Annotated in this window: 16 protein-coding genes, 1 tRNA gene and 1 riboswitch; of the genes, 8 read left to right on the forward strand and 9 right to left on the reverse strand. The window is 30.4% G+C overall.

Going from position 1 to position 15,297, the window contains the following annotated elements; genetic code table 11:
• Positions 1 to 25 precede the first annotated feature (25 nt).
• Positions 26 to 2,602: a TonB-dependent receptor gene (locus AXE80_RS04515; protein WP_237340631.1), complete on the forward strand. Its 2,577-nt coding sequence runs from the start codon at positions 26 to 28 to the stop codon at positions 2,600 to 2,602.
• Positions 2,603 to 2,675: 73 nt separating this feature from the next.
• Here the strand turns inward: AXE80_RS04515 and AXE80_RS04520 are convergent, their stop codons facing one another.
• The 3 genes from AXE80_RS04520 to AXE80_RS04530 all read right to left on the reverse strand — a co-directional run bounded on the left by AXE80_RS04520 (position 2,676) and on the right by AXE80_RS04530 (position 5,378).
• Entirely contained in the window at positions 2,676 to 3,584 is a 909-nt protein-coding gene (locus tag AXE80_RS04520) for a hypothetical protein (protein WP_068824850.1), read from the reverse strand.
• Between the two features lie 112 nt (positions 3,585 to 3,696).
• Positions 3,697 to 3,906: riboswitch (cobalamin riboswitch) on the reverse strand.
• A 66-nt stretch (positions 3,907 to 3,972) separates the two neighbouring features.
• Positions 3,973 to 4,404: a hypothetical protein gene (locus tag AXE80_RS04525; protein WP_068824852.1), complete on the reverse strand. Its 432-nt coding sequence runs from the start codon at positions 4,402 to 4,404 to the stop codon at positions 3,973 to 3,975.
• A 29-nt stretch (positions 4,405 to 4,433) separates the two neighbouring features.
• Entirely contained in the window at positions 4,434 to 5,378 is a 945-nt protein-coding gene (locus tag AXE80_RS04530; RefSeq protein WP_068824854.1) for a calcium/sodium antiporter, read from the reverse strand.
• A gap of 42 nt (positions 5,379 to 5,420) precedes the next feature.
• Here AXE80_RS04530 and AXE80_RS14250 point away from each other — a divergent pair, with 42 nt between their 5' ends.
• The 3 genes from AXE80_RS14250 to AXE80_RS04540 all read left to right on the forward strand — a co-directional run bounded on the left by AXE80_RS14250 (position 5,421) and on the right by AXE80_RS04540 (position 6,809).
• Positions 5,421 to 5,570, forward strand: coding sequence for an SsrA-binding protein (locus tag AXE80_RS14250; protein WP_083194579.1), 150 nt, complete (start codon positions 5,421 to 5,423; stop codon positions 5,568 to 5,570).
• Between the two features lie 57 nt (positions 5,571 to 5,627).
• A tRNA-Arg gene (locus AXE80_RS04535) sits at positions 5,628 to 5,701 on the forward strand.
• A gap of 295 nt (positions 5,702 to 5,996) precedes the next feature.
• The gene (locus tag AXE80_RS04540; RefSeq protein ID WP_068824856.1) at positions 5,997 to 6,809 is read left to right on the forward strand and encodes a 2OG-Fe(II) oxygenase; all 813 of its coding nucleotides are present in this window, start codon (positions 5,997 to 5,999) and stop codon (positions 6,807 to 6,809) included.
• A 44-nt stretch (positions 6,810 to 6,853) separates the two neighbouring features.
• Here AXE80_RS04540 and AXE80_RS04545 read toward each other — a convergent pair whose 3' ends face one another.
• From AXE80_RS04545 to prmA, 3 genes are read right to left on the reverse strand one after another with little or no spacing between them, the layout of a single operon-like run.
• On the reverse strand, positions 6,854 to 7,126 hold the full coding sequence (locus AXE80_RS04545; RefSeq protein WP_068824859.1) for a hypothetical protein: 273 nt from the start codon (positions 7,124 to 7,126) through the stop codon (positions 6,854 to 6,856).
• 1 nt (position 7,127) lies between these two features.
• Positions 7,128 to 7,403 carry an ATP-dependent Clp protease adaptor ClpS gene (locus AXE80_RS04550; protein ID WP_068828682.1) on the reverse strand — a complete coding sequence of 92 codons (276 nt, stop codon included), beginning with the start codon at positions 7,401 to 7,403 and terminating at the stop codon, positions 7,128 to 7,130.
• Between the two features lie 20 nt (positions 7,404 to 7,423).
• Complete coding sequence (gene prmA / locus AXE80_RS04555) at positions 7,424 to 8,251, reverse strand: 50S ribosomal protein L11 methyltransferase (protein ID WP_068824861.1); 828 nt, start codon at positions 8,249 to 8,251, stop codon at positions 7,424 to 7,426.
• Between the two features lie 216 nt (positions 8,252 to 8,467).
• Here prmA and AXE80_RS04560 point away from each other — a divergent pair, with 216 nt between their 5' ends.
• Positions 8,468 to 9,109: a DsbA family oxidoreductase gene (locus AXE80_RS04560; RefSeq protein WP_068824863.1), complete on the forward strand. Its 642-nt coding sequence runs from the start codon at positions 8,468 to 8,470 to the stop codon at positions 9,107 to 9,109.
• 93 nt (positions 9,110 to 9,202) lie between these two features.
• Here AXE80_RS04560 and tpiA read toward each other — a convergent pair whose 3' ends face one another.
• The 3 genes from tpiA to AXE80_RS04575 are packed head-to-tail and all read right to left on the reverse strand — an operon-like array spanning position 9,203 to position 11,538.
• Positions 9,203 to 9,961 (reverse strand): triose-phosphate isomerase, encoded by a 759-nt coding sequence (tpiA, locus tag AXE80_RS04565; RefSeq protein ID WP_068824865.1) that lies wholly within the window; start codon positions 9,959 to 9,961, stop codon positions 9,203 to 9,205.
• Positions 9,962 to 9,972: 11 nt separating this feature from the next.
• Positions 9,973 to 10,461, reverse strand: coding sequence for a TlpA family protein disulfide reductase (locus AXE80_RS04570; RefSeq protein ID WP_068824867.1), 489 nt, complete (start codon positions 10,459 to 10,461; stop codon positions 9,973 to 9,975).
• Positions 10,462 to 10,467: 6 nt separating this feature from the next.
• Positions 10,468 to 11,538 carry an ABC transporter permease gene (locus AXE80_RS04575; protein ID WP_068824869.1) on the reverse strand — a complete coding sequence of 357 codons (1,071 nt, stop codon included), beginning with the start codon at positions 11,536 to 11,538 and terminating at the stop codon, positions 10,468 to 10,470.
• Between the two features lie 186 nt (positions 11,539 to 11,724).
• On the opposite strand from AXE80_RS04575, the gene AXE80_RS04580 reads away from it, so the two are divergent.
• The 3 genes from AXE80_RS04580 (at position 11,725) to AXE80_RS04590 (ending at position 15,297) form a co-directional block, all read left to right on the forward strand.
• Positions 11,725 to 12,741 carry a Gfo/Idh/MocA family protein gene (locus AXE80_RS04580; RefSeq protein ID WP_068824871.1) on the forward strand — a complete coding sequence of 339 codons (1,017 nt, stop codon included), beginning with the start codon at positions 11,725 to 11,727 and terminating at the stop codon, positions 12,739 to 12,741.
• A gap of 151 nt (positions 12,742 to 12,892) precedes the next feature.
• Positions 12,893 to 14,449, forward strand: a complete 1,557-nt coding sequence (locus AXE80_RS04585; protein ID WP_237340632.1) for a sulfatase — start codon at positions 12,893 to 12,895, stop codon at positions 14,447 to 14,449.
• A 203-nt stretch (positions 14,450 to 14,652) separates the two neighbouring features.
• Positions 14,653 to 15,297, forward strand: coding sequence for a hypothetical protein (locus AXE80_RS04590; protein ID WP_068824875.1), 645 nt, complete (start codon positions 14,653 to 14,655; stop codon positions 15,295 to 15,297).

Raw genomic sequence — 15,297 nt, forward strand, 5'->3', positions numbered from 1 at the left:
ACGGAAATATTAAAATAATACAACATTGAAACAGACAAAATTTAAATTTTTAAAGAGTGTTTTTATACTTTTTTTGATGGGGATGATGTGTAATCATGCTTCTGCTCAAATTACAGGAAGCATTATAGAACAAAAAAGTAAGGATGCTTTAGAGTATGCTACAGCAACACTTTACAACCAAGAAGGAAAAGTTGTTACTGGAGTTGTAACCAATCAAAAAGGAGAGTTTTTTATAGAAAATATAAAATCAGGAAATTATTACTTAGAGGCTACTTTTATTGGATATCAACCTAAAAAAGTAGAAAATATTAAAGTTGATAAAAAAAACGATTACATCAATTTAGGTACTTTATCCTTAGCAATAGCTAGTAATCAGTTAGATGCTGTTGTGTTAAAAGGAGAAGCAGCAACCGTATCTCATAAAATTGATAGACAAGTTTTTGAAACTAGTAAATTTCAAAATAGTCAAGGAGGTAGTGCGGTAGATGTAGTTAAAAATTTACCATCGGTAACCGTAAATGGTGATGGGGCAATTAGTGTAAGAGGGAGTAACAGTTTTGCTGTATTGTTAAACGGAAAACCAACTCAAGGTGATGCCGCTTCAATTTTAGCGCAATTACCAGCCAATGCTTTGGAAAAAGTTGAATTAATTACTGCTCCATCTGCTAAATACGATCCAGAAGGAACAGCAGGAATTTTAAATATCATCACCAAAAAAGGAGCTACTAATGGAGATTATGCTCAAGTAAATGTACGTGGTGGTTTTCCTCCAATTCAAGATTACGATACCAAAGAATATCCTCAGCGTTATGGAGTTGATGCAACCTATAACACTAGAACTGATAAGTGGAATTTTTCTGTAGGAGCTAGTTACCAACGCAACGATATTTCTGGTAGGAGAGAAGGTGGATTAGATATAGTAAATGCTGATGCAAATACTCATAGGTTTTTACCCTCTGATGGTGAACGTAGTTTTGACGAGGTAAGTTATAACGGAAGATTTACGGTAGATTATACTCCAAATGATGCTGATGAATTTTCTTTAGGGATGTATGCCGGGAAAAGACAAAAAGATAGATTGGCAGATATTTTTTACGATAATTATACAGTTACACCAATTGGAAGTGAAAATATAGAAAATGAATTTTCTTACTACAATCACAACTTAAGAACTCGTAAAGGAGACTTTGCTTTGGCTAGTTTTGATTATGCTCATGCGTTTACAAACAAATCTAAATTATCTACTTCTATTCTGTATGAATACACATTTTTAGGAGGACCAACAGAGAATGATAATGTTAGTGATATAGATTACACAAAAATTTATCAGCAAGAAAAAAACACCAATGATAATCCTTTAAACGGTATCCGTTTTAACTTAGATTATAAATGGAAACCTATGAGTTTTGGAACTTTGGAAACTGGATATCAATATAGATTTTTAGACCATACAGGAGATTTTAATTATCAACGTAGAAATGGTGACGCTAATGGTGTTGTACCTCCAAATTACACACAAGTACCTGCATTTTCTAGTGATATTGCTTTAAAAAGAATTATTCATTCTGCTTATGTACAATTATCAGGAGGTAAAGAAAAATGGGATTATGCTGCAGGGGTTCGTGCAGAGTCTATGGATAGAGAGTACAAAGAAAAGTTGGCTTCAGAACCAAATCAAAATACTTATGAGTACGATTATTTTAAATTGTTTCCATCGGCTTCTTTACAATACAAAGTTGATGAGAAAACAAATATTAAAGCAGCTTATAGTAAAAGGGTAGAGCGTACCACTACTTTTAAAATGAATAGTTTTGCAGAGCGTGAACATTCAGAAGTATATGAGCAAGGTGATAATAAATTAAAGCCAGAGTTTATTGATTTGGTAGAATTAGGAATCAATAAAAAATTAAAAGGAGGAAATAATATTTATGCAACGGCTTATTTTAGACATACTAAAAATGTAATCAACAGGGTAAATACTTTGGCTTATGAAGAAGATGCAAACAACCCAGGGAATTTTGTTGTAAATGATTCTATTTTAAACAGAGTATATTCTAATGTAGGAAAAAGCAATGCTTTAGGATTAGAAGTTGGAGCGACTATAAAACCATCAAAAAACTGGACAAACTTTATAGGAGCCAATGTTTATAATTATGCTATTGATGGGGTGTTAAGTTTTGATCATAGAGATGGAAATACAAGAACTTATGATATAGATAGTAAATCAACCATATATTCTTTTAACTTAAACTCTACTTATAACTTTTGGCAAAATGCATCCATTCAATTTGCTTTTAATTATATCTCAGATAGAAATACTGCTATGGGAGAAGATTCAAGATTTTACAGTCCTAATTTAACTTTTAGAAAAACTTTTTGGGATGATAATTTAACAGCAACCCTACAATGGCAAAATATTGATATGGGACTGTTAAACTCTAATGAGCAAAGAATATCTGCATGGAGACCAAATGAGTTTTACACCACTACCAACTATGTTTATGAGGTAGATATGGTAAGTTTAAACTTAACCTACACCTTTAATAAATTAAGAAACAAATCTAAGTTTATTGAAAGTGAATTTGGTAAACGAGAGTTTTAATAAATACATATATAAAAAAGTAAAAGGCGAATCTGTTAAGATTCGCCTTTTTTAATAATAGGGTATAAAAGTATTACTCTACTAATTTAATTAAAGATAAATCAGCAGCACCTTTTAATTCAGTAGACAATTCTCCTAAAAAGCCTAAATTTACTTGAGCTCCAGTATATACTTTTATAAAATCAATTCCTTTTAAAGTAACCGGATTCATTGTTTTATCTACAGCCCAATCAATATCAAATATATTTCCATTACCGTTCTCCTTATAATCGGTATTATAGTTGTCAACATATCCCCAATCTAATGGTTCTGTAGAAATAAAACCAGAAGAATTTACTGTGGGGAATATTCTAGTACCACTATAAGTAACCTCGTTTTGTTCCTCTATAAATAATGGATACTTGTTTAAAGTACTAGCGGTAATGCTACCGTTGTTACCAACGTTATCTTTCCAAATAACTTCCTCAGTATCACTTTTAGGGTTGGTGTAAGTAACTTCGTATTGATGTAAAGTTTCTGTTGCCTGATGAGCGCTTCCGGCAATTTCATACCATGAATCATCAGCTAATCCATTTCCATTTTCATCAAAAGAAACTTGTACAATTCCAGGTTCTGAAAAACCAGAAAAAGCATTTCCATAAATAATAAAATCATGGTTATTACTTCTGTTCACTATAGTATGATCAAAAGTAAAAACAATAGAACCACCCCAGGCACCTAAAGATACAAGACCTGTTTTATTTCCTATGATTGTTTTAGAAGACTCTATATTTCCTATGTTTTTATTTATGTATTGCCCAGGACCTGGACGATAAGACAATACATTAGAAATATATTGGTTACTTTCTGAAGTTATAGGACGTGCATATTCGTTATAAACGTCTATAGGTTCGTCCATAGATTCAATGTTCTCACTTTTTTCACATGATGTGAAAGCAAAAGATAGCCCTAAAAAGGCTGCTAAAAAATGTTTGTTGTTCATTTGTTTGTATTTAAAATAATTGATAATCAACCTTATTTTAAAAACAAAACACCAAGGAATAATAGGATAAATCCAATAAAAATTTACCCAAAGCTATAACTCCCGAAAGCTTTGTCTTTAATAATTATTGGCAGGTATTCTGACTCATTTCACTTATTTAACCCTTCCCATCTATATTATAGACAGTGGTATTGTTAAAAAGATTTTTCTGTTATTACACAGAGAAACTTACAGCAGCGGGAACTGTTCAGGACTTACACCTGATTCCCTTTTAATGTACTTGCTTTATATAACAAGTACAACCAAAAATCTGGAGCAAAACTAGTGTATTTTAAAGTGTTAATAAAAGAAAAAATTAAATATAATTAAGGTTTTAAAAGTGTGGGTGTTAAAAAAATATCCCTTGATTTTTAAGAACTTTTTTTATTTTAATTCTGAGAGTAATCATACGTCCTACAATAATACCCGAAGAAAACCACATTACATAGGTAGAGAGTTGATGACCTGCTAACCAATGTGAGAAAAATTGTTTTTTAAAAACAATAATTAATACATAAAAGATTAAAATTAAGATTCCAAAAATATCCATTTTAGAAACTGCCTGACCTACTTCTTCATTCCAAACAATACGATGCATCCTTCCTATAAAAAAGCCGAGTAACATACCGCCTAAAAAATATAAAATACAAATATAAATAGGGAGTTCCCAAGCATAAATATCATAAAAACCAATGGCACTCATCCCTAAAAAAATAAAAGTAAGAATGCGAAGTCTAAAAATAAGTCTACGTTGTAAATATTTTTTCTTTGCTTTTTTCATTCTCTAAAATATCAACAAAGATTTAGTGATTATGAAAAAACGGTAAAGTAAATAAAGGCTCCGTAAGTAGCTAATAAGATAACTCCTTCTTTAAAACCAAATTTTAATTTGGTAGGAATAAAACACAAAGGAAAAACCAATAAAGCTACACCAAGCATCCAATAAATATCATTGGTGATAATATGTAAATCTCCAACTTTTATAGGGGTAATAATTGAAGTAATTCCTAATACAGCCAAAATATTAAAAATATTAGATCCTATTAAATTTCCTAAAGAAATAGCTTTTTCCTTTTTGATGATGGCAATAATAGATGCCGCAAGTTCAGGAATACTAGTTCCTACAGATACAATAGTAACCCCAATAATACGCTCGCTAACCCCAATGGCTTGAGCAAAACCGACAGCCCCGTTAATTAATAATTCAGATCCTCCCCAAAGTCCAATTCCACCAATTAACAATAAAAACAATGTTTTTCCTATAGGGGTATCATCGTTTGTAATTTCTAGTTCTTCATCAGTAATAGTTGTTTTACTTTGTATGCGCAGTAAATAATATAAAAAGGCAATAAGTATAGCAAATAAGATAATTCCCTCAGTTCTATCTAATACCAAATCATAACCAATAAATAAATAAAGGAGAACAGAAGCAATCATCATCATAGGCCAGTCTATGGTGTAAAAAGATTTTCCAACATCAATAGTACCTAAACAAACAGTAACTCCTAAAACCAAAGCCAAGTTAGCAATGTTAGAACCTATAACATTCCCTAAGGCTAAATCTGGAAAACCATCTAAAGCAGATTTAATACTCACAATAAGTTCTGGTGCTGAGGTGGCAAAAGATACCACTGTCATTCCTATAACTATTTTAGAAATATTTAATTTCATAGAAATGTTTACGGATGCTTTTAAAAGCCAATCTCCTCCAAAAATTAACAGAACTAATCCTGTAATCATAAATAGTATGTCCATATTGCTTATATTTAGTGCGAATATACTTTTAATTCTATCAGAATGAAAAAAACATTTTTTAGATTTTTAGCCAAAATAAATAAAGGATTATTCCCTTCATACGGACGTAAACAATTGGATATTAGTAAGGCATCTAAAATTCAGTTTTTAATAATAGGATGGAGGTATTATGTGACTAAGAATTCTTTATAAAAAGTTAAAATATATTTTGTGACATTGTAATAAAGCACTATATTTGCATCCGCAATCGGCCTCGTAGCATAACTGAATAGTGCACTTGATTACGGCTCAAGAGGTTGGAGGTTTGAATCCTCCCGAGGTCACGATAAAAAACTCATCATATTAATTTATGATGAGTTTTTTTATGTTTTAATGTTACGCTAAAGTAAGGCGCTTATATTATGAAAGACAGAAACTTTTTTATTTTTTAAAGTTGAATTTTTACAGGTTGTAAATCAACTAAAAACATTTAGTACTATTTTATTAAATTTTGGAGAATTGTTTTTTGGGAAACTAGTTTTGTGAATAAATATCTATATTTTTGGTATGCATTATTAAAATTGTTTAGAACAATAATTTAATACTCCCTATAATTATAAATAGTTAAAACATAAAAATATGTATGAAAAATATATTAGCAAAGAGTATGCTGATCTTGAGCAAACAGTAGATAGATTTAGAGAAGAATATAAAAATGCATGGCCTTACCCAAGTATTAGTTTTAAAAACTTTTTTAATCCAGAGTTCCTAGATAAAGTCTTATCAGACTTTCCTGATTTATCAGAAGGATCCCATTTGAAAATGAAACATGAGAACTCTGATAAATTAGCATCAAGTGGTGTAGAAAGATTTGGACCTTATGTAACAGAGTTTGTTAATTTTTTAAATTCAGAACCTTTTTTAATTTTCTTAAAAAAATTAGCAAGTATAGAAAGAGATTTAATTAATGACCCTTATTTTTATGGAGGGGGGTTACATCAAATAAAAAAAGGTGGATATTTAAGAATTCATGCAGACTTTAATGTGCATGATTCACTTTTACTTGATAGACGATTAAACTTATTAGTTTATTTAAATAAAGAGTGGAAAGAAGAATATGGAGGTCATTTTGAGCTTTGGGATGATAAAATGGAAAAATGTCAGAAAAAAATATTACCAGAATTTAATACATTGGCTCTTTTTTCTACCACAAGTACTTCATATCATGGTCATCCAGATCCTTTAAATTGTCCTGAAGACATGAGTAGAAAATCATTAGCATTGTATTATTATACTAATGGGAGACCTGAAGAAGAGGTTCTTGAAGGACTAGAAAAACATTCTACCTTATATCAAAAGAGAGAAATTGATAAAAAGAATGAAGTAGTAAAAAAAGATACTGTTGTAAAAGAGAAAAAATCTTGGTTTAAAAAAGTTTTTGGAACTTCATAAAAGTATACAACTAAAAAAAGCACCGTCTAGTAACGGTGCTTTTTTTAGTTGTAATCTAAATATTGTTGAACAATTTTTCGATGTTCATTATTATCAAGTTTAAAATTTTCTATCAAGGTATTTAATCCTTGAGGTTTTTGTTTTCCAATATCATTTTTAGAGCTATAACTAGTAAAATGGATATTAAAAATTCCTTCTTTTTTTTCAAGAACAATGTACAAATCATCTTTAATCCAAGAATAAGCTATTGTATCAAAAAATGAAGAGGTGTCTTTGTTGAACTCAGAAAAATTGTAGTAATCTAAAAATTGTTCCATATTACTTTATTTCTGCAGATAATCCTAACTCTAATAACTTAGAACACTTAGGTTTTAATTCCTCGTAGCTTCCAGTTTTTACAGCGCATTTACCTTTGTAATGTACCAACATGGTGCATTGTTCTGCCTGTAATGGTTCGTGTTCACATACATCTATCAAGGCATCAATCACAAAGTCAAACGAGTTTACATCATCGTTGTATAAAATAATTTCATAGTCCTTAATTAATTGCTCAAGGACATCAATGCTTTCTAAAGTTTTTTCTATTGTGCTCATAATCAATGCAAAATTAAGCATTATTTATCTAATTGTAAACCTACCCAGTTATTTTTGGTATAAGTTTTTTGAATGGTCAATCCTAAATCCTTGGTTCTTTCTTCAAGAAAGGGAATATCTTGTGTGTAAAATCCACTTAATAATAATTTTCCACCATCATTTAAACACTTGTTATATATATCCATGTCATTCAACAAAATATTTCTGTTGATGTTGGCAATAATTACATCGTATTTTTGATCTACCAACATAGAAGCATCACCTTGATAAGCAGAAATGTGTTTACAGTTGTTTTTAGCTACGTTTTCTTCGGTATTGATATAACACCACTCATCAATATCAATGGCATCAATAGGTTTGGCTCCTTTCATTTCAGCAAAAATGGCTAAAATTCCAGTTCCAGTTCCCATATCTAAAACACTTTTATCAGCTAAATCTAACTCTAATAAATGTTTAATCATTAAATGAGTAGTTTCGTGATGACCAGTACCAAAACTCATTTTAGGTTCAATAATAATTTCATAGTCCATTCCTGTTTTTTGGTGAAAAGGAGCTATGACACTTACTTTATTATCAACATGAATAGGTTCAAAATTCTTTTCCCATTCTAAATTCCAATTTACTTGTTCAATTTCTTGATAAGTGTAAGAAATGTTAAACTCTTCGGATTGTAAAGCAAAAACATCATCTAAAATATCTTCGTGCCAATCATTGGTTTGGATATAAGCCTTTAATCCTGTTTCAGTTTCTTCAAAACTTTCAAAACCTAATTCACCCAATTCGGCAATTAAAATTTCGGTAGCGGGTTGTAATGGCGTAATGGTAAAAGTGTAACCTGTGTAATTCATATTATAAAGTTATCAAGTTGTAATGTTGATGATTTTTAATTTACATTCTTAAAATCAGAATACAAAAATAGCTAAAAGCAAAAGCTTTTAGCTATTTAAGCATATATTTTGTGGTTATTTTACTCTCGGAATTTTTATTTTTTAAAATATGTGCTGTATTCTGTAATTAATGGCGGTAACTATCGTACTAACTTTAAAATTTTACTTATTTACAAAATGAAAGAAAAATTAAAAATAGATATTGTTTCTGATGTGGTTTGTCCTTGGTGTACTATTGGATATAAGCGATTAGAGAAAGCCATTTTAGAGTTAGGAATTAAAGATAAAGTTGAAATTGAGTGGCAACCTTTTGAATTAAACCCTAATATGCCTGTTGAGGGACAGAATTTAATTGAGCATATTAGTGAAAAATATGGTTCCTCGTTAGAAGATCAAAAACAGTCAAAATTACAAATGATAGAAGCTGGAGAAGCCCTTGACTTTACTTTTGATTATTTTTATGAAATGCGTATTGTAAATACATTTGAAGCACATGTTTTACTAGAATATGCCAGAGGTTTTGGTAAACAAACAGATTTAAAAATGTGTTTAACCACTGCTTTTTTTAGTGAAAGAAAAAATGTTTCTAAAAGAGAAATTTTAAGACAGGCTTTGTTGGAGGTTGGTTTAAATGATATAGAAGGAATGGCTTTATTAGATAACGAAGAAGTACGAGCAGAAGTAAGAAAAAAGCAAGAGTATTGGAAAAATTTAGGAGTAAACTCTGTACCTACTGTTGTTTTTAATAGAAAAAGTGCTGTTACAGGGGCACAACCCGTTAAAACGTTTAAAGAAATATTATCTAGTTTATTGGAATAAGCAATGTTTCTCTTTATTTTTATAAAACAAAAATCCCGCTAAAAGTTTTGCTTTTAGCGGGATTTTAATATGTCTTGTTAAAATCTATTATTCTTAGATTGCTTTAACTACAGCAGCAAAATCAGCAGCTACTAAAGAAGCACCACCAATTAATCCACCATCCACATCTGGCTTAGAGAAAATTTCTACAGCGTTAGATGGTTTACAAGAACCTCCGTATAAAATAGATACGTTTTCTGCAACTTCAGCTCCGTATTTATCAGCAACAAACCCACGGATAAATGCGTGCATTTCTTGAGCTTGATCTGCAGAAGCAGTTAATCCTGTTCCAATAGCCCAAACTGGTTCGTAAGCCAATACAATGTTAGACCATGCAGCAGCATCTAAATGGAATAAAGCTCCAGAAATTTGCTTAGCAACAACTTCTTCTTGAGTGTTTGCTTCTCTTTCTTCTTTTACTTCACCAAAACAGTAAATTACTTCTAATCCTTTTGCTAAAGCAGCATCAGTTTTTTTAGCTAATAAAGCTTCGTCTTCACCAAAGTATTCTCTTCTTTCAGAGTGACCTAAAATAACAGTTTTAATACCAGTGCTAGTTAACATATCAGCAGAAACTTCTCCTGTATATGCTCCGTTAGTTTCTTGGTGCATGTTTTGAGCAGCAACTTCTACAGCAGAACCTTCAGTTGCAGCTAATACAGTAGTTAAGTTTACAAATGTAGGTGAAACAATAACTCTTGTGTTTTCTAAAGAAACACCTTTTAATTCGCTTACTAATCCTTCTGCTAAAGCTTTAGATTCGGCAACGTTATTATTCATTTTCCAGTTACCTGCTACAATTTTACTTCTCATTTTATATATATTTAGTTTTCTAATACGTTTATTACTCTAGAATCATCTGCCTCAATGGCTCTGTAAACCAATACTTTTCCATTTTCATCAATTACAATGTATCTTGGAATCCAATCAAGGTCTATATTTTTAGCAAATATACTTTTCCAACCTCCTTCTACATAGTAATGATTTCCTTTTATACTAAAACGATTGATACCGTTTTTCCAAGCAGTTTGATTCTTGTCCAAAGATATAAATACATAGTTAGCTTTTGGGTATTTTTTCTGCAAAGTTTTTAGTTTTGGAAGCCCTTTTATACAGTCGCTACACCACGATGCCCATACATCTATAACAGTTGTTTTACCTAGGTGATGGTCTATTAAATTTTTAAAAGTAATGTTGTCACCAGAAAAGGTAATGATTGGAGCCGCTAATACTTCTGTACTAAATTCCTTTTTTTCTGGAGATTTACAGGTAAAAAAGAGAAAGCTTATTAAAATTAGAGAAAGTTTTTTCATGATATTTTATTTTAATTCAACACTAGGATCTAGAATACTGTAAGAAATATCTACCAAAATATTTAGGAGGATAAAAAATGCAGCTATGGTTAATATACTTCCAGATATAACAGGTAAGTCGGAAGAATTTAAAGCGTTTACAATTTCTTTTCCCAAACCGTTCCAATTAAAAATATATTCAACAAAAACTGCTCCAGCTAATAAAGATGCAAACCAACCAGAAAGAGTTGTAATTACAGGGTTTAAAGCATTTTTTAATGCATGCTTTTTAATAATAACATAAGTAGATAATCCTTTAGATTTTGCTGTTCTAATATAATCCTTACTTAAAATATCTAACAAAGAGTTTCTGGTTAACTGAACAATGACTGCCAAAGGTCTAATTCCTAAAACCACACTTGGCAAAATGGCGTTTTTCCATACAATTTTAGTTCCTTCACCAAAATCATCCACTTCAATAATATTACCAGTCATCCCTAATCCGGTGTATTTATGTAGTACAAAACCAAATAACCAGGCAAATAATATTGCGGAGAAAAATGAGGGTAAACTCATTCCTAATGTACTAATAACCATGATACATTTATCTAAAAAAGTATTGACTTGTAAGGCTGATGTAATTCCTAAAAACAAACCAATTATAAATGCAATACTAATGGCCAAAACAGCTAATAATAAAGTGTTAGGTAGTGTTTCTGTTAAAATACTACTAACTTCTTTGTCATTTTTTTGAAAAGAATTTCTAAGGTTTGGGAATTTTAAAACCCCAATAAAACTATCAGTATTTATAAAAGTAATTCTCGGTTTTTTTTCTGGTAAAAAAGTATAATCATCAACATTGTTACTGTGAAAAGATATAGGAGATAAATCATTAAGGTAATTGATGTATTGTTTGTGTAAGGGTAAATTTAATCCGTATTTAATTTTGATGTTTTCTAATTGCTCCAGATCTTCTCTTTGATCTAATAACATTCTAGAAGGATCACCCAATAAATTAAATAAAAAGAAAAGCAATGTTGCTACTCCAAACAAACTGATAAATCCTTTAAATATATTTTTTATTAAAAATGAAATCAATGTAAATCTGTTTTTAGAAAATTCTGTCGATTCGAGTAAACTTTACGAATAGAACAAATGTTTTAATCTCGAATAGAACAAATGTTTTAATCTCAAAGATATCATTTACTATAATTATATGCATGAGAAGTGTTTAAAAGATTTTAAATAATTAAATTGCTTTCGCTTAATAAAAATCAAGCATCGATGTCAAAAATTATCAAAACAGGGTTGTTGTCTTTTGGACTATCAGGAAAAGTTTTTCATGCACCTTTTGTTAATGAACATAAAGGTTTTGAATTAACCGCAGTGGTAGAAAGAAGCAAAAAAGTAATTAAAGATTTGTATCCAACTGTTATTAGTTACAATAATATTGATGAAATATTAGCGGATAGTAATATTGATTTAATTATTGTGAACACCCCAAATAATACCCATTACAATTTTGCTGTAAAAGCATTACAGGCTAAAAAACATGTGTTGATGGAAAAGCCTTTTGCAATAACATCTAAAGAAGCAAAAGAATTGTACAACATAGCAGTAGAAAATAATTGTAGCATACTTGCTTATCAAAACAGGAGGTTTGACAGTGATTATTTATCTGTAAAAAAAGTTTTGGAGTCGGGAGATTTGGGTGATGTAGTAGAAGCTCACATAAGGTTTGATAGATATAAAACCGAAATTGGTCCTAAAGTAGCTAAAGAAACTGCCAGCATTCCAGGTAGTGGAATTACTTATGATTTGGGTTCTCATATTGTAGATGCAGCCATTTCCTTATTTGGAAATCCTATAAGTTGGCATAAAAAGAAAGGTTATTATAGAGAAAATACTCAGGTTGATGATTTTATGAGTGCCTCCATAGAGTTTCCTAATAATGTTCATGTTCAGGTAACTACAAGTATGCTGGTGCCAAATCCTCAACCCGCTTTTGTGATTCACGGAACCAAAGGAACTTATGTAAAGCAAAGAATTAATTTACAAGAAGAGCAGTTGATGCAAGGAATGCAAATTACTGATGAGAATTATGGAATTGAACCTAAGGGAAATGAAGGAACTTTAACAATTGCTGTAAATGCTATGGAGAAAAAAATAGTTAAAATTACATCTGAGCCAGCAACTTATATGCACATTTTTGAAGCTGTTTATCAAACCATTATTAATGGAAAACAATATCCTATTACCAAAGCACAAATCATAAAACAATTAGAGATATTAGAGGACTAAACTTCTACTGATAATGTCTTTATGTTTTAATGATGAGTTGTGAGTATAAACGCATAAAGTTATGCTTGTTTCCAACTCAATTTTTAAGAGCAAAAATTTATCACATAATTTTAAAACTAAGAAAATGATTTTTAGGCGTATTTTTTATTTTTTGTCACTATTGCTAATTACCTCTTGTAAAACAGAACAAAAAGTAGAAGAACCTGAGCAAAAAAACATCTTATTTATTTTGGCTGATGATTTTGGGTATAATGATATTAGTTATAGAAATGATAATTTTTATGAAACTCCAAACATAGACCGTATTGCTAAAGAAGGAACAGCTTTTAATGAAGGATATGCAGCATGTCAGGTTTGTAGTCCGTCAAGAGCAAGTATTTTAACAGGAAAGTTTCCTGCACGTCATGGAATAACAGATTGGATAGGAGCTAAATCAGGAGAGGAATGGAGAAAAAAGAATAGATTTTCTAAATTATTACCAGCAGATTACAATCATAATCTAGCAAAAGACTATGTTACTTTACCGGAGGCATTAAAAGAAGAAGGATATAAAACTTTTTTTGCAGGAAAATGGCATTTAGGGGAAAAAGGCTCTTGGCCAGAAGATCATGGTTTTGATATTAATATTGGTGGTTGGGATGCAGGAAGCCCACATGGAGGTTATTTTGCACCCTATAAAAATCCTAATTTAAAAAGTGGAAAAGATGGTGAGAATTTAAGCATGCGCTTGGCAAAAGAAACGGTAAAGTTTATGAAAGAACATAAAAACGAAAAGTTTTTTGCCTACTTATCTTTTTATGCAGTGCACGGGCCTATACAAACCACACATGATAAATGGAAAAAATATCAAGAAAAAGCACTTATAAATGGAGTAGAAGAAAAAGGTTTTAAAATGGGAACTTTTTTGCCTATTAGGCAAACACAAGACAATCCTATTTATGGAGGATTAGTGGAGTCTATGGATGATGCAGTAGGAGTGGTGTTAGATGGTTTAAAAGAACTGGGCTTAGATAAAAATACGATTATAGTTTTTACTTCGGATAATGGAGGAGTTTCTGCTGGAGATGCTTTTTCAACATCAAATTTACCTTTGAGAGGAGGAAAGGGATATCAATATGAAGGTGGAATTAAAGAGCCTTATTTTATTAAAGTTCCTTGGATTAAATCTAAAAATAACCAAAACAATACTCCTGTATCAGGAACAGATTTTTATCCTACTTTGTTAGATTTGGTTGGAGCAAAATTAAGACCTGAAGAACATCAAGATGGAGTTAGTTTGGTTCCTTTGTTAAAAGGAGAAAAAATTAAAGAACGTCCTCTTGTTTGGCATTATCCACATTATGGTAATCAAGGGGGAGAACCTTCGTCAATAATTAGAGAAGGAGATTGGAAGTTGATTCATTACTACGAAGATGGTAGAGATGAATTGTATAACATTACATTAGATCAAGAAGAGAAAAACAATGTAGTGTTAGAGCATAAAGAAATGGCAAGTAATTTAAAAACAAAATTATTTGATTACTTGGCCGAAGTAGGAGCTAATTTTCCAGAAAAAGATCCTTTGTATGATGCTGAAAAAGAAGCTGCTTATCTTCATAAGGTATCGACTAAAACAATGCAAAGTTTAGAAAAACAAAGAATTAATTTTTTAAAATCAGATTTTAAACCCAATGATGATTGGTGGGGAAGTTTACAAACCATGGATTAAATTTTACTAACTGTTAAGAAAAAGCTCTGAGATTATTCAGAGCTTTTTTTATAAATAAATACTTATATATTTTAACTTGTAATGGAATGTGTTAGTTATATTAACTAGCACATAATTAATAAAATAAGAATCCTTGATAGCGTTCATATTTAATGCATATGGATTCATAAAAAAAAGGATCTGTGTTTAACTTGTGTGTAGTTATGAAAACAAGAAAAGTAAAAATAATCATCTTACTTATTTTAATCGCATTAGGATTTTATCATTATATGAGCGCACAAGAAATATCAAACAAAATAATACCAACAAGAATTAAAGAGGAAGCTAATATAGCATTGTCTCATTATCCTGATTTAGAAAAAACAGCCATAGAATTTGTTATAAAACCTAGTTTAAAAACATCATTTATGAAAGCTCAACCTGTTTTTTCAAATATTTTAAATCCTACCAAGAGTAGAAAATATAAAATATACATCAGCAATAATTTTATGGTAGAAAACAAAAAGGTAAGTCTAGATGAAATTCCTAAAAATGTTTTAATAGGTTGGTTAGGGCATGAATTGGGTCACATTATGGATTATAAAAACAGGAGTGGTGTTAATTTAATTTTTTTTGGTTTTCGTTACTTGTTTTCGGGTAAACATATTAGAGAAGCAGAAAGGGTAGCAGATTCTTATGCGGTTTCTAATGGAATGGGGGAGTATATTTTGGCAACCAAAAATTATATTTTAAATCAGGCAGGTTTTTCCGAGGCATACAAGAATAGAATTAAAAGATTATATGTTTCTCCAGATGAAATTTTAGAATTGATTGCAGAAACAGATAGTATTAACAACTTAAAAAAATAA

The sequence above is a fragment of the Wenyingzhuangia fucanilytica genome, assembly GCF_001697185.1.
GTDB lineage: Bacteria > Bacteroidota > Bacteroidia > Flavobacteriales > Flavobacteriaceae > Wenyingzhuangia > Wenyingzhuangia fucanilytica.

Bases quoted from the DNA above. Each gene is read 5' to 3' on its own strand.
- AXE80_RS04570 (WP_068824867.1), bottom strand. From the start codon at position 10,461: ATGAAAAAACTTTCTCTAATTTTAATAAGCTTTCTCTTTTTTACCTGT.
- AXE80_RS14250 (WP_083194579.1), top strand. From the start codon at position 5,421: ATGAAAAAAACATTTTTTAGATTTTTAGCCAAAATAAATAAAGGATTA.
- AXE80_RS04545 (WP_068824859.1), bottom strand. From the start codon at position 7,126: ATGGAACAATTTTTAGATTACTACAATTTTTCTGAGTTCAACAAAGAC.
- prmA (WP_068824861.1), bottom strand. From the start codon at position 8,251: ATGAATTACACAGGTTACACTTTTACCATTACGCCATTACAACCCGCT.
- AXE80_RS04520 (WP_068824850.1), bottom strand. From the start codon at position 3,584: ATGAACAACAAACATTTTTTAGCAGCCTTTTTAGGGCTATCTTTTGCT.
- tpiA (WP_068824865.1), bottom strand. From the start codon at position 9,961: ATGAGAAGTAAAATTGTAGCAGGTAACTGGAAAATGAATAATAACGTT.
- AXE80_RS04540 (WP_068824856.1), top strand. From the start codon at position 5,997: ATGTATGAAAAATATATTAGCAAAGAGTATGCTGATCTTGAGCAAACA.
- AXE80_RS04550 (WP_068828682.1), bottom strand. From the start codon at position 7,403: ATGAGCACAATAGAAAAAACTTTAGAAAGCATTGATGTCCTTGAGCAA.
- AXE80_RS04580 (WP_068824871.1), top strand. From the start codon at position 11,725: ATGTCAAAAATTATCAAAACAGGGTTGTTGTCTTTTGGACTATCAGGA.
- AXE80_RS04590 (WP_068824875.1), top strand. From the start codon at position 14,653: ATGAAAACAAGAAAAGTAAAAATAATCATCTTACTTATTTTAATCGCA.
- AXE80_RS04530 (WP_068824854.1), bottom strand. From the start codon at position 5,378: ATGGACATACTATTTATGATTACAGGATTAGTTCTGTTAATTTTTGGA.
- AXE80_RS04525 (WP_068824852.1), bottom strand. From the start codon at position 4,404: ATGAAAAAAGCAAAGAAAAAATATTTACAACGTAGACTTATTTTTAGA.
- AXE80_RS04560 (WP_068824863.1), top strand. From the start codon at position 8,468: ATGAAAGAAAAATTAAAAATAGATATTGTTTCTGATGTGGTTTGTCCT.